At 72.5% G+C, this 15,667-nt stretch carries 14 protein-coding genes; 6 read left to right on the plus strand and 8 right to left on the minus strand.

Annotation, left to right across the window (positions count from 1 at the left end; all coding sequences use genetic code 11):
• Positions 1-253 precede the first annotated feature (253 nt).
• The 4 genes from IO39_RS56210 (at position 254) to phoH2 (ending at position 3,661) form a co-directional block, all read left to right on the plus strand.
• Positions 254-610 carry an SCO6045 C-terminal-like domain-containing protein gene (locus tag IO39_RS56210; RefSeq protein ID WP_500690337.1) on the plus strand — a complete coding sequence of 119 codons (357 nt, stop codon included), beginning with the start codon at positions 254-256 and terminating at the stop codon, positions 608-610.
• 159 nt (positions 611-769) lie between these two features.
• Positions 770-1,318, plus strand: a complete 549-nt coding sequence (locus tag IO39_RS32975) for a hypothetical protein (RefSeq protein WP_043631403.1) — start codon at positions 770-772, stop codon at positions 1,316-1,318.
• Positions 1,319-1,373: 55 nt separating this feature from the next.
• Positions 1,374-2,135 carry an isoprenyl transferase gene (locus IO39_RS32980; RefSeq protein WP_043631406.1) on the plus strand — a complete coding sequence of 254 codons (762 nt, stop codon included), beginning with the start codon at positions 1,374-1,376 and terminating at the stop codon, positions 2,133-2,135.
• Positions 2,136-2,392: 257 nt separating this feature from the next.
• Positions 2,393-3,661: an RNA 5'-3' helicase PhoH2 gene (gene phoH2 / locus IO39_RS32985; RefSeq protein ID WP_043631409.1), complete on the plus strand. Its 1,269-nt coding sequence runs from the start codon at positions 2,393-2,395 to the stop codon at positions 3,659-3,661.
• Here phoH2 and IO39_RS32990 read toward each other — a convergent pair.
• The 3 genes from IO39_RS32990 to IO39_RS33000 are packed head-to-tail and all read right to left on the minus strand — an operon-like array spanning position 3,651 to position 6,282.
• A complete protein-coding gene (locus IO39_RS32990; RefSeq protein ID WP_157549199.1) occupies positions 3,651-4,202 on the minus strand; it encodes a hypothetical protein in 552 nt (183 codons plus the stop codon). The genes phoH2 and IO39_RS32990 overlap by 11 nt on opposite strands.
• Entirely contained in the window at positions 4,199-5,611 is a 1,413-nt protein-coding gene (locus tag IO39_RS32995) for an ATP-binding protein (protein ID WP_043631416.1), read from the minus strand. Before IO39_RS32995 ends, IO39_RS32990 begins: the two co-directional genes overlap by 4 nt.
• Positions 5,608-6,282, minus strand: a complete 675-nt coding sequence (locus tag IO39_RS33000; protein ID WP_043631548.1) for a response regulator — start codon at positions 6,280-6,282, stop codon at positions 5,608-5,610. Before IO39_RS33000 ends, IO39_RS32995 begins: the two co-directional genes overlap by 4 nt.
• Positions 6,283-6,647: 365 nt before the next feature.
• Here IO39_RS33000 and IO39_RS56985 point away from each other — a divergent pair, with 365 nt between their 5' ends.
• A complete protein-coding gene (locus tag IO39_RS56985) occupies positions 6,648-7,262 on the plus strand; it encodes an aggregation-promoting factor C-terminal-like domain-containing protein (protein ID WP_500690338.1) in 615 nt (204 codons plus the stop codon).
• 71 nt (positions 7,263-7,333) lie between these two features.
• Positions 7,334-9,328, plus strand: coding sequence for a glycosyltransferase family 2 protein (locus tag IO39_RS33010; RefSeq protein WP_084773901.1), 1,995 nt, complete (start codon positions 7,334-7,336; stop codon positions 9,326-9,328).
• Here the strand turns inward: IO39_RS33010 and IO39_RS33015 are convergent.
• From IO39_RS33015 to IO39_RS33035, 5 genes are read right to left on the minus strand one after another with little or no spacing between them, the layout of a single operon-like run.
• On the minus strand, positions 9,318-10,490 hold the full coding sequence (locus IO39_RS33015; protein WP_043631424.1) for an alpha/beta hydrolase family protein: 1,173 nt from the start codon (positions 10,488-10,490) through the stop codon (positions 9,318-9,320). The genes IO39_RS33010 and IO39_RS33015 overlap by 11 nt on opposite strands.
• Positions 10,491-11,489, minus strand: a complete 999-nt coding sequence (locus tag IO39_RS33020; protein WP_043631427.1) for an alpha/beta fold hydrolase — start codon at positions 11,487-11,489, stop codon at positions 10,491-10,493.
• Positions 11,486-12,760, minus strand: a complete 1,275-nt coding sequence (locus tag IO39_RS33025) for an MFS transporter (RefSeq protein WP_043631551.1) — start codon at positions 12,758-12,760, stop codon at positions 11,486-11,488. The genes IO39_RS33020 and IO39_RS33025 overlap by 4 nt, the downstream gene beginning before the upstream one ends.
• Positions 12,761-12,791: 31 nt before the next feature.
• Positions 12,792-14,756 (minus strand): helix-turn-helix domain-containing protein, encoded by a 1,965-nt coding sequence (locus IO39_RS33030; RefSeq protein WP_342671459.1) that lies wholly within the window; start codon positions 14,754-14,756, stop codon positions 12,792-12,794.
• Entirely contained in the window at positions 14,756-15,508 is a 753-nt protein-coding gene (locus IO39_RS33035) for a 3-hydroxybutyrate dehydrogenase (protein WP_043631430.1), read from the minus strand. The genes IO39_RS33030 and IO39_RS33035 overlap by 1 nt, the downstream gene beginning before the upstream one ends.
• Between the last annotated feature and the right edge of the window lie 159 nt (positions 15,509-15,667).

The following is a 15,667-nucleotide window of genomic DNA, read 5'->3' on the forward strand; positions in this document are numbered from 1 at the left end:
TTCACAGGCGACCGAACCAGGCCGTCACCCCGGCTCCCGCCGAGTCCCTTCCACAAGACCCTACGCGGGCCTCGCAGTAAGGATGGTGCCCTAGTGACCCCCGGCCCCGCCACCCCCACCCGGACCTCGGCTTCGGCGGCACCCGCCACCCCGATCCCGGCCTCGGCGGGACCCGCCACCCCGACTCCGGACCCGACGGAACCCGCCACCCCCACCCCGGCGGGACCCGCAGGGGCGGGGGGGCGGCCGGGGGGTGGGGAGGCGGGGGTCGCGGAGGGGCGGGGGGGGGTGGGGCGGGAGGGAGGGGGGGGGGGGGGGGGGGCGGGCCGAGGGGTTCGACCCGGAGCGGATGCGGGTGCAGGCCGCGAGCCTGATCGCCAAGCGCCGCGCCATCGTGGCGCGCATCCGCCCGGACACGGCCGCCGCCGCCGGCGCCGACCTGGCCGCCGAGTTCGCGGCGTATACCAGGGCCCGCACCGCCCCGCCGCCCGGCTACCGTGCCGATGCCGACGACTTCGCCGCCTGGCTGCGCGAGCGCGGCCGGCTGCCAGAAGCAGCCCCGCCACCCGCACGCCGCTGGTGGACCCGGCTGCTCCCGGGCCGCCGCTGAACCACGTCCGGCGCCGACCTCGGCCTGGAGCTGCCCTGGCCGGCCTTCCTGGCGCCCCCGGGCGGCCCGCCGGCCCACGTGGCGGGCTTCTCGGCGGCCACCGCTGGAAGCCGGAGGGATAGCCGGTTTACGGGGCTTTCGGCGGGAAACTGTGAGGGGATGGGAGGACTACGTTGCGTCGATGGTTCCTATCTGACCGTGACCCCGGTGGCGTGCACGGACAGCGTCGGCACGCCGTACGAGATCACCCTTGAGCTGAGCCGCGACGGCACCCCCTACGGCAGCGTCGGGGAGCGCTGCGGCCACCTGCTGACCCGCCTGGCACACGGCGTCGACGAGGCCCGCAGGGGCGGGGGCGCGGCCCGGCGGTGGGCCGACCCCGACGACCGCTTCCCGGGCGACGGCCCCGACGGCGAGCTGTTCGCCTTCCGCTACCGCACGCGGGCCGGCCTGGTGGCCGGCGGCGAGCTGCGCTGCCAGCTGCGCACCATCCCGGTCTGGCAGCCGGGCCGCGGGGAGTGGCGGCTGACCAGGAGGGCCTACGTGGAGGCGTGGGGCGCCACGGGCGTGGGCATGCGAGCGGTGCTGACCTCGGCGGAGCTGTCGGTGTTCGTGCGCCAGCTCGTGAATGAGGCGGAAGGGTGTCTGGACGGTGCAGATCGTGCACGGAACCCCGTAGAGGGAGCAGGCACGGGCGAAACGCGGTGATAATTGCCTGTTGGGTCAATCGACCAAAGGCACAGCACCGCTGGGGAGGCACTCCGTGGGCCTGCGCGATCTGGTCTACCGGCTGTACGAACGCCGGCTGGAGGCCAAGCTGTCGAAGGACAGCGTCCCCCGGCACGTGGGGGTCATCATTGACGGCAACCGCCGCTGGGCGCGCGCCATGGGCATGCGTGACGTGTCCACCGGCCACCGCAAGGGCGCGGACAAGATCTCCGAGCTGCTCGGCTGGTGCCGCGAGACGGGCGTCGAGGTCGTCACCGTCTGGATGTTGTCCAACGACAACCTCAACCGGCCGAGGGAAGAGCTGGAGCCGCTCCTGCGCATCATCGAGGACGTGACGCAGGAGCTGGTGGCCGAGGGCTGGCGCATCATCCCGGTCGGCGCGCTCGATCTGCTGCCCGACAGAACGGCCAATGTCCTAAAAACTGCAAAAGAAGCGTCATCACACCGTCCAGGCCTGATTGTGAACGTTGCAGTTGGGTATGGAGGAAGACGTGAGATTGCCGATGCGGTGCGCTCACTGCTCCAGGAGCAAGCGAGCAAGGGAGCGAGCATCGAGGACCTCGTCGAGGTGCTCGATGTCGAGCACATCGCGGAGCATCTCTACACTCGCGGCCAGCCCGACCCGGACCTCCTCATCCGGACCTCGGGCGAGCAGCGCTTGTCCGGGTTCATGCTGTGGCAGAGCGCTCATTCGGAGTTCTACTTCCACGAGGCCTACTGGCCCGACTTCCGCAGGGTGGACTTCCTGCGGGCGCTGCGCGATTACGCTGCGAGACACCGACGTTACGGTTCCTGACCCGACATTCGGGTATCCAGGACGTAACGTTGGAAGTGTCCGGTCACAGGCCGGACATTTCGGAAGGGCCCGCCTTTGCGCCAACACTTGCCGAGGAGGCCCGGACTCCGGCGCCGACGGCAGCTCGCGGTCGGGGACGCGGGTCCGGTCCGATTCCCACCTCGTCTGCAGGGCGCCCGCACCAAGGGGCGCCCGGGGGAGAACGTGTGGCAGTGTCCTCGAGCAACCCTACTCACCAGTCGGCCAAGCGCACCTATGTGCTGGACACCTCGGTCCTGCTGGCCGACCCGGCGGCGATGACCCGGTTCGCGGAGCACGACGTGGTCCTTCCGATCGTGGTCATCACGGAGCTGGAAGGCAAGCGGCACCATCCGGAGCTCGGCTATTTCGCGCGCAAGGCCCTGCGCTACCTTGACGAGCTACGGGTCAAGCACGGCCGGCTGGACGAGCCGATGCCCACGGGGGACGGCACGATCAGGGTCGAGCTCAACCACAGCGATCCGTCCATCCTGCCCGTGGGCTTCCGCCTCGGGGACAACGACACCCGCATCCTGACCGTGGCCCGCTCGCTGGCCAGTGAGGGCTGCGACGTCGTCCTGGTCTCCAAGGACCTGCCGATGCGGGTCAAGGCCGCCTCGATCGGCCTGGTGGCCGAGGAATACCGTGCGGAGCTGGTGCACGAGTCCGGCTGGACGGGGATGGCCGAGATCCAGGTCACCACCGACGACGTCGAGACGCTCTTCGAGTCCGGCACCGCCGACCTCGACGAGGCCAGAGACCTGCCCGCGCACACCGGCCTGCGGCTGCTGTCGGCCAAGGGCTCGGCGCTGGGCCGGGTGCAGCCGGACAAGTCGGTGCGCCTGGTGCGCGGCGACCGCGAGGTCTTCGGCCTGCACGGCCGCTCCGCGGAGCAGCGCATCGCGCTCGACCTGCTGATGGACCCCGAGATCGGCATCGTCTCGCTCGGCGGCCGGGCCGGCACGGGCAAGTCCGCGCTGGCCCTGTGCGCCGGCCTGGAGGCCGTGCTCGAACGCCGCCAGCACCGCAAGGTGATCGTCTTCCGCCCCATCTACGCCGTCGGCGGCCAGGAGCTGGGCTACCTGCCCGGCACCGAGGGCGAGAAGATGGGCCCCTGGGCCCAGGCCGTCTACGACACGCTCGGCGCCATCACCTCGCCCGAGGTGATCGAGGAGGTGCTCGACCGGGGCATGCTGGAGGTGCTCCCGCTGACGCACATCCGCGGCCGGTCGCTGCACGACGCGTTCGTGATCGTGGACGAGGCCCAGTCGCTGGAGCGCGGGGTGCTGCTGACCGTGCTGAGCCGCATCGGCGCCAACTCGCGGGTGGTGCTCACCCACGACGTCGCCCAGCGCGACAACCTGCGGGTCGGCCGCCACGACGGCGTGGTCGCGGTGGTGGAGAAGCTGAAGGGCCACCCGCTGTTCGCCCACGTCACGCTGACGAGGTCCGAGCGCTCCCCGATCGCCGCGCTGGTGACGGAGATGCTCGAGGACATCACGATGTGACCTTCCTGAACTCGCCGCACGTGAACTGCCCCTCCACCTTGGAGGGGCCGTTCTCGTTCTCCCGCACGATCCTGACCGTCTCCAGCACCGTGTACTGCTGCGCGGTGCAGACGATCTGCGCGATGCCGAGCTTGGTCAGCGTGCCCCCGCCGCTGATGTAGACGGTCAGCGTCGAGGTGCGCGGGAGCTGCACCTCGTCGCGCTGCGGCGGGTTGACCGAGCTCTTGGTCCGCAGGTACCTGAACCCGCGCAGCGCCGTGTCCACGTCCTTGAGCGGCTGGTTGGAGGCGTCGAAGAGCGCCCCGAGCAGGCTGGCGACCGTGTCGTTCTCGACGTGGGCCGGCTCCAGGGAGAGCTTGCCGTTCTTGATCATGAAGATCGTCTTGGTCGGCGGCGGGATCGTGACGACGGGGGAGCTGCCCCTGTCCTGCACGTCCGTGGGCGAGATGCCGCAGGCCGTCAGCCCCACCAGCAGCGCCGCCAGCAGGGCCGGCAGCAGGGCCGGCAGCAGGGCGGCGGTCAAAGCGCGGATCGGCCTCATGCGTGCGGCAGCCAGATCGTGAAGAGGGTGCCGGGGCTCTGGGGGCGTACGGAGATGGTGCCGCCGTGCAACTGGACGTTGGCCCTGGCGATGGACAGGCCCAGCCCGCTGCCCTGGCTGCGGGCCCGGCCCGCGCCGGCCTTGAAGAAGCGGTCGAAGACGTGCGGCAGCGCCTCCTGCGGGATGCCCTTGCCGTGGTCGCGCACCTTGACCTCCAGGCCGTTCTCGGTCGCCCTGGCGCTGACCACCACGGGCGGCTCGCCGTGCTTGAGCGCGTTGCCGACGAGGTTGGCCACGATGACGTCGAACCTGCTCGGGTCGAGGTTGGCGGTCAGGCCCTGGGACGCCTTGACCGTGACCCGGTCGGTCCAGCCGCGCACGTCCAGGCAGTCCTGGACGGCGTCGGCCACGTTGACCGGCTCCAGGTTGAGCGTGGCGGTGCCGGCGTCGAAGCGGCTGATCTCGATGAGGTGCTCGACCAGCCCGCGCAGCCGCTCGATCTCCTTGAGCACCAGCCGCACGGCCTGCGCGGGCGCCTCGGGCAGGTGCTCGGCCTCGTCGGAGAGCATGTCGGCCACGGCGGTCATGGCGGTCAGCGGCGTGCGCAGCTCGTGCGAGACGTCGGCCACGAACCGGCGGGACATGGCCTCCAGCGAGCGCAGCTCCGACACGCTCAGCTCCAGCGCCGCGGCCGCGTCGTTGAACCGGGCGGTCAGCCCGGCCAGCTCGTCCTGGCCGTGCACGGGCAGGCGCGTGTCCAGCCGGCCCTGGCCGAGCGCCTGGGCCGCGGCGCTCAGCCGCCGCACCGGCAGCAGCACCTGCCGGGCCGACAGCAGCGCCACGAGCAGGGCGATCAGCACGATGACCGCGCCGGTCTGGACGAACGTGGTCCTGAGCGTGGTGAGCTGCCGCTGGTCGTCGGCCAGCGGGAAGAAGACGAACGCGCGCAGCCCCGTGGCCTCGGCCCCGCCGGCGGCGTCGCGGTGCACCTCGGCGCCGACGATGAGGTACAGCTCGGCGTTGATGATCTTGCGCTGGGTGACGACGTTCTGCTTGGCCCGGCCGTGCAGCTCGTTGGGCACGTCGCTCATCTCCATCGGGCCCAGCGCGGACATGAGGCCGCCGTACTCGACCAGCACGCTGCGGCCCGGCCCGCTGAGGTTGTGGGCCAGGCGGTCGAGGTCGCGGGTGGTGGGCGGCGCCTCGCCGGGCCTGAGCTTGCCGATGGGGAAGGTGATGCTGCCCAGCTCCCTGGTCACCAGGTCGATCGAGGTGGTCTCGACCCGGTTGACCAGCGCCTCCTTGGCCAGCTCGAAACCGAACGTGGCGACCAGCAGCGTGGCCGTGACGGCGACGAGGGTGAAGAAGATGACCAGGCGGGCGCGCAGCCCGGTGGGGCGCGGGATCACGGAGGGCTGAACCGGTAGCCGAATCCGCGCACGGTGTGGATGAAGACGGGCTCGGCGGGCTTGGGCTCGATCTTCGCCCGGATGCGCTGGACGCAGGCGTCCACCAGGCGCGAGTCGGCGATGTGGGTGTGGTCCCAGACCGCGCGCAGCAGGTAGCGGCGGTTGAGCACCTGGCCGGGGTGGCGGACGAGCTCCAGCAGCAGCCGCAGCTCGGTCGGGGTCAGGTGGATCTCCTTGCCGGCCAGCATGACCTTGAGCGCGCCCCGGTCGATCACGAGGTCGCCGAAGGTGATGCGGTCGGAGGAGGCCGACTCGGCCCTGCGCAGCACGGCGCGGATGCGGGCGTCCAGGACGCGGGGCTCGACGGGCTTGACAACGTAGTCGTCGGCGCCGGCCTCCAGCCCGACCACCACGTCCAGGTCGTCGCCGCGGGCCGTGAGGAGGATGACCGGGAGCTGGTCGAGCTTGCGCACGCGGCGGCACACCTCGACCCCGTCGATGCCCGGGAGCATGACGTCGAGGATCGCGATCTCCGGGCGGCGGGCCCTGATGTGGTCGAGCGCCTCCTCACCCGTCGCGTACGACGTGACGGAGTGCCCCTGCCGGGTCAGCGCGAGCTCGAGAGCCGTGCGGACCGAGGGGTCGTCTTCTACAAGGAGGATGCCTGCCACGCGCACATTATTATTCCATGTCGCATATACCCGGGTTGTGTCACCAAACTGTGACAAGTCAATCATGAGATCCGTACGTGTGCCCGCGAGCCTGAAAGCGGCTTCCCTTCGGTGACGGGCGCCTGAAGGGAGGCCGTCACTCATGTGACTAAAGTCACAATATTAGGGAAACGTGGTGCTTACCTGGCGGTTGGTGAAATTCATGCCAAGCGATTCCCGCGTTTCGGTTGCGGACCACCCCCCAGGACAAGGCAAGCTCATGCATCGTGAGCCCCGGTCCGCAGTTGAGTGAGCGCCCCCCGAAGGAAGATCTCCCCTCGGCGCGCCGGCCTTCGCGCGTCACCCCGAAGCGCATCGTCATCACCGTGCTCTCGCTGGTGATCGTCTTCGGCGGCGGCGGCTTCGTCGCCTACCGCGCCGTCCAGAACGCCAACGAGCCGCACACGCCGGCCTTCACGCTCAACGACCTCGGCAAGATCGCCAGCGGTGACCTCTCCGCGCCCGACCCGGAGACCGACCTGCTCAAGGCCGAGGCCGAGCAGGCCTACCGGGCCGACCAGCTCAAGAAGGGGCGCGCGGGAGTGTCCGACAAGGACCTCGACTGGATCGTGCCCAAGCAGGCCCCCGCGGGCGGCGGCTTCCCGGCCATGAACTTCCCGCCCGGCAGCGACCCCTCGCCCGGCAGCAACAAGGCCACCGCCAAGTCCATGCTGGCCTCGTTCGGCTTCGGCGCGGACCAGTGGGGCTGCCTGGAGCGGCTCTGGACCAAGGAGAGCGGCTGGAACGAGCGGGCGATGAACCGCTACTCCGGCGCGTACGGCATCCCGCAGTCGCTGCCCGGCAGCAAGATGGCCAGCGCGGGCTCCGACTGGCAGACCAATGCCGCCACCCAGATCAAGTGGGGACTGGGCTACATCAAGGGCCGCTATGGCACGCCTTGTGCGGCCTGGGGCCACTCACAGTCCGTGGGTTGGTATTAACGAGTCAACTTTCCTCCTCCAATCGGCAAGCCGTCGCGCCCGATCCTGTATACGGGCGCACGCTGGGCCGCATGGGTGTGAAGGTCAGTGTGATCGTCAATGTCCACAATCCGGGTGACACCGCCGACGCGTGCATCCGCTCCGCTCTGGAGCAGACGATGCCCGCGGACCAATACGAAGTGATCTTCGTGGACGACGGGTCCACGGACGGCACCGCCGAGCGCCTCGACACCATCGCGGCCCTGCGCGGCAACGTGCGCGCGCTGCACCTGCCGCACACCGGCTCGCCCATGCGAGGGCGCAACGTCGGCCTGGCCGCTGCCGCCGGCGACTACGTCTACTTCCTGGACCCGGGCGACCGCCTGGAGCGCGACGCGATCGAGCGCATGCACGACCGCGCCGTGGAGACCGACGCCGACGTGCTGATCGGCCGCCTCGTCCGCGACTACGGCCCCCCGATGACCGCCTTCGCCCGCAGCACCGCCCGCGCCGACGTCCTGCGCGACCGGCTGCTCACCCTGCTCGTCCCGCAGCAGCTCTACCGCCGCGCCTTCCTGGAGGAGCACGAGCTGGGCTTCGCCGTGCCCGGCGGCCGGATGGGCGAGCAGGCGTTCGTGATGCGGGCCTACCTGCACGCCAAGGTCATCGCGGTGCTGGCCGAGCACCTGTGCTGCCACCTGGGGGAGCGCCCGCCCGCCGAGGAGGAGCCGCGGGCCATCGCGCGCGAGCTGACGGGGCTGCTCGACGACATCGACACCTTCGTGGGCGAGGGCCGCCAGCGCGACCGCATGTACGCCTACTGGCTGCGCTACGCCGTCCTGCGCCCGCTGCTGACCAGCAGGTTCGCCGACTCGTCCGTCGACAGGGGCGCGCACTTCCGCGCCGTGCAGGAGCTCGTGGAGCGGCGCTTCCCCGAGCGGCTCGACCGCCACCTGCCGGTCCAGCTCCGCGTGGTGGCCGCGTACGTGCGCACGGGCCGCCTGGACCAGATCGTGCTGCTGGCGAACTCCTCCCGGCGGGCCGGCCTGCGCGCCGACCTCACCGAGGTGCGCTGGGACGCCCACGTCCTGGTGCTCGGGCTGACCGTGGAGGTGCTGGGCGGCGACGGCACGCCCGACAAGTACCGGCTGGACGGCGAGCGCGTGCACTGGATCCCGCCGCGCTCCCTGGACACCAGGAAGCTGCCGGAGGACGCCACCGACATCACCGAGGCCGTCGAGCGCGCCCGCGTCGAGCTCTACGTGCGCCACACCGAGACGGGCGTCGTGCACTTCCTGCCGCTGACGCAGCACGTCGAGCGCGTCCAGGCGGGCCGCCGCCGGGTCAGGGTGCGGATCAGGGGCGAGGCCAGGGTGGACATCACCGAGGCCGCCCTGGGCGAGCCGCTGCGGCAGGGCCAGTGGGAGGTGCACGTCCGCATGTTCAGCGGCGCCAACCAGGCCAGGGCCCGCGTCGGCCGCCCCGACGGCCCGCTCAACTGCCTGGGCGTGCTGGCCCAGCGGCCCCGGATGCGGCTGGTGGTGCCGTGCTGGAGCGACCACGGCGAGCTGGGCCTGGCCATCGAGCCGCGCTCGTTCACCGAGTCGATCGCGCTGGTGTCGCCGGGGGTGACGCTCAAGCAGCTCGACCGGCACCTGTACGTCGTGCTGCCGGTGCCGTACGTGCCGCCGAGCGGCGGGCCCGCGCTGGAGCTGGTGCTGCGCTCCACCGGCCGGCGCGCCCGCGAGGTGAGCGCGCCCGCCCTGGTCGAGGCCGGCGTGCCGGGCAGGCTGGCCGGCCAGCTCGTGGCCAAGGTGCCGGTCAAGCGGCTGATGCCGGGCGTGGAGCAGCTGGGGCCCGGCTCCTGGCAGTGCTCGCTGCGCTCCCCCGAGGAGGAGGTCGGGCTGCGGTTCGCGCTGGAGATGCGCAGGGGCAGGGTCGAGACGCGCCCGGCCGACGGCGCCCCGCCGCGCCGCTCGCCCCTGGGCCACGACACGGCCCTGCACCGGCTGGGCCGGCGCCTGCCCGGCGCGCGGCACCTCGTCCGCCTGGCGCGCGCGGGCCGGCACCGCTACCTCATCGACTGACCCACCCCTCCAGCTCCTCGAACGCGCTCCTGAAGACCGGCAGGAGGGGCGTGAGCCGGCCGGGGTGGGCGTCCACCAGGCTGTCCAGGTGGGTGCCGCCCGCCACCCGGTGGTAGCGGAAGGGGCGGTGCGGGCCGACCATCGCGGCGTAGACGTCGGAGGAGCGCGAGATCGGCAGCAGCGCGTCCAGCGTGCCGTGCACGGTGATCAGCGGCTTGGTGATCCGGCCGGTCAGCGCGATCTTCGCCACGGCCGCGTACGGCCGGCGCGCGTCGTAGTCGTAGTCGGCCGGCGCGCCCGCGTACGACGGGTCCAGCTCCTTCTGGTAGAGCTGCTGGGTCAGCTCCCAGTAGTACTGCCGGTGGAAGGGCCACAGGAACTCCGACCCCGCCGCGAACCCGGCCGCCCGCACCCCCTCCTCGTCCGGGTACGCCTTCAGCGCCTCCGGCAGGAAGTCCAGCAGGTTGTCGCCCTTGACCCGCCAGAGCGTGCCCTCCCAGTCCACGCCGCCGTCGTAGAGCCATCCCCGGTTCTCCAGCTGCCACCTGACCAGGTAGCCGCCGTTGGAGATGCCCGCGGCGAACGTGCGGGCCGGCGGCTTGCCGTACCGCTGCCGGACCACGGCCCGGGCGGCCACGGTGAGCTGGGTGAGGCGGTGGTTCCACTCGGCGACGGCGTCGCCGGGGCGCCGGCCGTCCAGGTGGAAGTCCACGCCGACGTTGCCCTTGTCGGTGGCGGCGAACGCGTACCCCTTGGCCAGGACCCAGTCGGAGATCGTGTAGTCGTTGGCGTACTGCTCCCTGTTGCCGGGGGTGCCGCTGACGACCAGGCCGCCGTTCCACCGGGCGGGCAGCCTGATCACGAACTGGGAGTCGTGGTTCCAGCCGTGCGTGGCGTTGCCCGTGGAGGTGTCGGGGAAGTAGCCGTCGATCTGCAGGCCGGGCACGCCGGTGGGGTTGACGGTGGCGGAGGCGTGCAGCCCGGCCCAGTCGGCCGGGTCGGTGTGGCCCGTCGTCGCGGTGCCGGCCGTGGTCAGGTCGTCCAGCGCGGCGACCTCGGCGTGCTCGGCGCCCGGCACCGTGAGCGCCGGCGGGCCGGCCGGGGGCGTCCCCGGCGGGACGGGGGTGAGCAGGCTCGCCACGAGCGTGAGCGCGACCAGCATCTACGCCTCCCTCAGGTGCTCGGTCAGCAGCCGCAGGAACGCGGCCGGGTGCTCCAGGTGCGGGCTGTGGCCGCAGTCCTCCAGCACGGCCTCGCGGTAGCGGCCGTACCGCTCCAGCACCGCCCTGGTCTGGCTCACCATGGGCTGGGCCGGGGTGCCCGGGGAGCCGGGCACGACGCCCAGCGCGCCGAGGTGGGCCAGGTCGAACAGGGACGCGTCCGAGACGATCACGTCGTCGGCGCCCCTGATCCACAGCACGGGCGGCCTGGGGCCGAGCTCGTGGAGGTCGTCGAGGCGGAAGTACGTCGGGGCCAGGGCGTTCAGCACGCCGGTCCTGCCCGGGGCCACGCCCGGCCACGCGCCGGAGGTGACGGCCGCGCCGGGGTAGTGGGCCTCGCCCACGCGGGTGGTGAGCATCGCGCGTACGTAGAAGTCCTCGTCGGGCACCGGGTGCTTGACGTAGGAGGAGCGGAAGACGCTGCGCGGGGAGGTGGGGGAGTCGTCGGACAGGTCGCCCGCCGCGAGCCGGGCCACGAAGTCGGGATTGGCCGCTGCGGCGCCGGAGCCGGTGCCGTCGGGGTGCGTGAGCCGCCCGTCCGGGCCCTGTGTGCCACCGTAGCCGTACGGGGAGACCGGGTTGACCAGGGTGACGCTGCGGACGACTCCCGGACGGTCACGCAGCGCCTGGAGGACGACGCCGCCGCCCATGCTCCAGCCGACCAGGTGCACCCCGTCCAGGCCCAGCGCGGCGACCAGTTCGAGGAGGTCGTCGGAGTAGTCCCGCAGGCCGCGCGTGGCGTCCACGGGCGCCGGGTCGGTCCCGCCGAACCCGCGCAGGTCGGGCGCCAGCGGCCGGTACCCCTCCGGCAGCGCGGCCATGGTGTCGCGCCAGAAGGCGGCGGAGGAGACGTTCCCGTGCACGAACAGCACGGGCTCGCCGGTGGTCCTGCCCTCGACGGTCAGGACGTGCTGGGTGAGCCGCGGCGTGGTGACCTTCATCGCGCGTACGTCCTCTCGGCCAGGTCGCGGCCCTGGGTCTCCCGGGCGGCGTAGACCGCGGCCAGGGTGAGCAGCGCCGCCAGGCCGAGATAGACCGAGATGGGCAGGCTGCTGCCGAACCGCTGGAGCAGGGCGACCGCGATGATCGGGGCCAGCGCGCCGGCCACGATCGCCGAGAGCTGCGCGCCGATGGAGACGCCGGTGTAGCGGGTCCTGGTGCCGAACAGCTCGGAGAAGAAGGCCGCCTGGGGCCCGTACATCATGCCGTGGAAGAGCAGGCCGACCGTGACGGCGCCGGTGATCGCCAGGAAGTTCCCGGTGTCCACCAGCGGGAAGAACGCGAAGATCCACACCCCGACGCCGGCCGCGCCGGCCAGGTAGATCGGGCGGCGGCCGAAGCGGTCGGACAGCGCGCCCCACACCGGGATCGTCGCGAAGTGGACGGCGGAGGAGATCAGCACCGCGTTCAGCACGGTGGAGTTGGCGATGCCGTTCTGCTTGGCGTAGGTGATGACGAAGACGGTCAGCAGGTAGAACGAGATGTTCTCGGCCAGGCGGGCGCCGATCGCGATGACCACGTCCTTGGAGTGGTGGCGCAGCACGCCCACGATCGGGGCCCGCTTCTCCGGCGGCGCCTGCCGGAAGACCGGCGACTCGCTGATCGTCAGCCGGATCCAGAGCCCGACCAGCACCAGCGCCCCCGACAGCAGGAACGGCACCCGCCAGCCCCACGACAGGAACGCCTCGTCCGACTGCCAGGCGGCCAGCGCCGCCAGCACGCCGGTGGCCAGCAGGTTCCCGCCGGGCGCGCCGGCCTGCGGCCAGGAGGCCCAGAAGCCGCGCCGCGCCGTGTCGCCGTGCTCGGAGACGATCAGCACCGCGCCGCCCCACTCGCCGCCCAGCGCGAAGCCCTGCACCAGCCGCAGCGCCGTCAGCACCAGCGCCGCGGCCGGCCCCAGCGTCTCGTACGTCGGCAGGCAGCCGATCAGGAACGTCGCCGTGCCCATCATCAGCAGGCTGACGACCAGCAGCGTCTTGCGGCCGATCCGGTCGCCGAAATGGCCGAAGACCAGGCCGCCGAGGGGGCGGGCGACGAATCCGACGGCGTAGGTGAGGAACGACAGCAGCGTGCCGGTCAGCGGGTCGGACTCGGGGAAGAAGAGCTTGTTGAACACGAGGGCGGCTGCCGAGCCGTACAGGAAGAAGTCGTACCACTCGATGGTGGTGCCGATCAGGCTCGCGGCGACGATCTTCTTGATGGAAGTGGCCATGCCGGTCACCGTAGGGTGTGACCGGGGTCACTCATATGGCGTCGGGGCCCACAGTGTGTGGTGGATATGTGTGGCCGAGCTGGTGCAGGCGCAGCGCGAGCTGGATCTCCAGCGCCCGCTCCGGCTCCAGCCAGCCCTCGCCCAGCAGCTTGCCGATCCGGTCGAGGCGCTGGGTGACGGTGTTGACGTGGATGTGCATGGCCTCGGCCGTGCGCGAGGGGGAGCCGCCGGTGGCGAAGTAGGCCGCCAGCGTGCCGGTCAGCGCGGTGCCCCTGCGGGCGTCGTACTCGATCACCGCGCCGAGCGTCCTGCCGACGAAGCCGCGCACGTCGCGGCCGTCGCCGACGAGCAACCCCACGAAGCCCAGCTCCGCCGCGCTCGCCCCGTCGCCGGCCCGGCCGAGCGCGAGCAGCGCCTCGGCGCAGCGCAGCGCCTCCTGGTAGGCGGCGGCCACGTCCCGCGTCTCGCGGGGCGGCCCGTGCGACTCGCCGTCCTGCGGCGCCCCGGAGGGCTCGCCGGCCCGCGTCCGCCGCGGCGGACCCGAGGGCTCGCCGGCCGGCAGGCCCACGCAGGCCGCGCCCGCCGTGGCGGGGCTCTGCAACGACGCCGTCAGCTCGCGGGCCACCCGGCGCGCCAGGCCGCCCGCGTCCGCGCCGGGCAGCAGCAGCACCACCTCGTCGCCGCGCCCGGCCGCCAGCCCGTGCCGCACCGTGGCCTGCGAGGAGGCCCAGAACGCGGCCCGCTCGCGCTGCCCGGCGTGCTTGGCCACGACCACCACGTGCGGCGCGCCCAGGTCCATGCCCAGCCGCCTGGCCCGGTCGGCCAGCCCCGGCGAGCCCGGCCGCGAGATCAGGTCGTCGAGCAGCTCGCCCCTGACCCGCCCCTCGGCCTCGGCCACGCTCCTGCGGAACAGCAGCAGCAGCGCGCACACCAGCGCCGCCCGCTCCAGGATGCGCTCGTCGGCGTCGTCGCTGCGCAGGATGAGCGTGCACAGCGGCTCCCCGCCCACGTCCACCGAGGCGATCAGCAGATCGCCCCTGCGCACGGTGCGCCCCAGCGCCCTGGACGCCTGCGCTGCCTCGAAGACCCCCGCGTCCAGCTCGCCCACGTCGCCGCTGATGGCCCGGCCCAGGTCGTCCAGCACGGCCAGCGACCCGCCCAGCACGTCGGTCACCACGGCCGCCACGTCCTCGATCCCGCCGCCGCGCAGCACCAGCGAGGTCATCCGGTCGTGCGCCATGGCGGCCCGCTCGACGGCCTCGCCGTGCGCCCTGGCGGTCCGGTGGGCCTGGGAGAGCTCCTCCAGCGCGTTCCTGGTCTCCTGCAGCAGCCTGGCGTTGTCGATCGCGACGGCGGCGTGCGCGGCCAGGCTGGCCAGCAGCGACACCTCCTCCTGGTGGAACGGCCGCGCGCTGCGGTTGGCCGCCATCAGCACGCCGATCACCCGCTGCCCCAGCCGCAGCGGCACGCCCAGGATGGCGACCAGGCCCTCCTCCTTGACGGCCGCGTCGATGTGCTCCTTGTGCCGGAAGCGGGCGTCGGCGAAGTAGTCGGCCGTCGCGTACGGCACCGCCGTCTGCGCCACCAGCCCGCCCAGCCCCGCCCCCATGGCCAGCCGCAGCGCCCGGAACTTCGCCGAGATCGACCCGTCGGTGACCCGCATGTAGGTGTCGCCCCGCTCGGGGTCGTGCAACGTCATGTACGCCACGTCGGTGGCCAGGAGCTGCCTGGCCCGGTGCACGATCGCCTCCAGCACGGCGTCGAGGTCGCGCAGCGCCGCCAGGTCGCCGGCCGTGTCGTAGAGGGCCGACAGCTCCGCCTCGCGCCTGGCCCGCCGCTTGAGCAGGTCGCGCACCTTGAGCGCCTCGACCTTGGCGCGCTCCAGCTCCTCGATCGTGGCCGCGTCCGCGCCGGCGGCCCTGGCCTGGATGATCGGGCCCTCGAACTCGACCGCCGACGCCTCCCTGGCCAGCAGCTCCAGGAACCGGGTGCTCACTACCTGGCCGTCCAGCCGCCGTCCACCGGCAGCGACACGCCGGTCACGAACGCCCCGGCGGGCCCGCACAGGTAGGCGACCAGCTCGGCCACCTCCTCCGGCTCGATCAGCCGCTTGATCGCGGCCGGGGCGAGCATGATGTCCGTGACGACCTCCTCCGGCGCGATGCCGTGCACCCTGGCCTGGTCGGCGATCTGCGCCTCGACCAGCCCCGTCCGCACGTACGCCGGGCAGACGCAGGTCGAGGTCACCCCGTGGGGCGCCCCTTCGAGCGCCACCACCTTGGAGAACCCCTCCAGCGCGTGCTTGGCCGTCGTGTACGCCGACTTGTACGGCGAGGCCCGCAACCCGTGCACCGACGAGATGTTCACGAACCGGCCCCAGCCCCGGGCGTACATGCCGGGCAGCACCCGGCGCGCGATCAGGAACGGCGCCTCCACCATCACCCTGAGCATCGCCGAGAACGTCTCCGGCGGGAACTCCTCGATCGGCGCCACGTGCTGGAACCCGGCGTTGTTCACCACGATGTCCACGGGCTCGTCGGGCAGCGCCGCGGCGAAGCCGGGATCGCCCAGATCGGCCACCACGGCCGTGCCGCCCACCTCGGCGGCCACCTTTTCGGCGGCCTCGGCCCGCAGGTCGACGACCAGCACCCTGGCCCCCGCCGCGGCAAGCCGCCGGGCGCAGGCCGCCCCGATGCCGCCGCCCGCCCCCGTCACCAGCGCGGTCCGCCCCGTCAGCTCCTTCGCCATACCTGGCACCCTAGGCGGTCGCCGGGCCGCGACGCATGGGTGCGGGCGACATAGCTGAGCGGCTCCATATGTGGATCAAGGGCATCTGCTAAGGTTGGCGCATGATCGCGTACTCGCAGCAGTGGTGGCCCGCCTCCTAGGCGGACCTCACAGCGCAGT

Origin of the sequence: Nonomuraea candida (assembly GCF_000725485.1) — a bacterium.
Classification (GTDB): domain Bacteria; phylum Actinomycetota; class Actinomycetes; order Streptosporangiales; family Streptosporangiaceae; genus Nonomuraea; species Nonomuraea candida.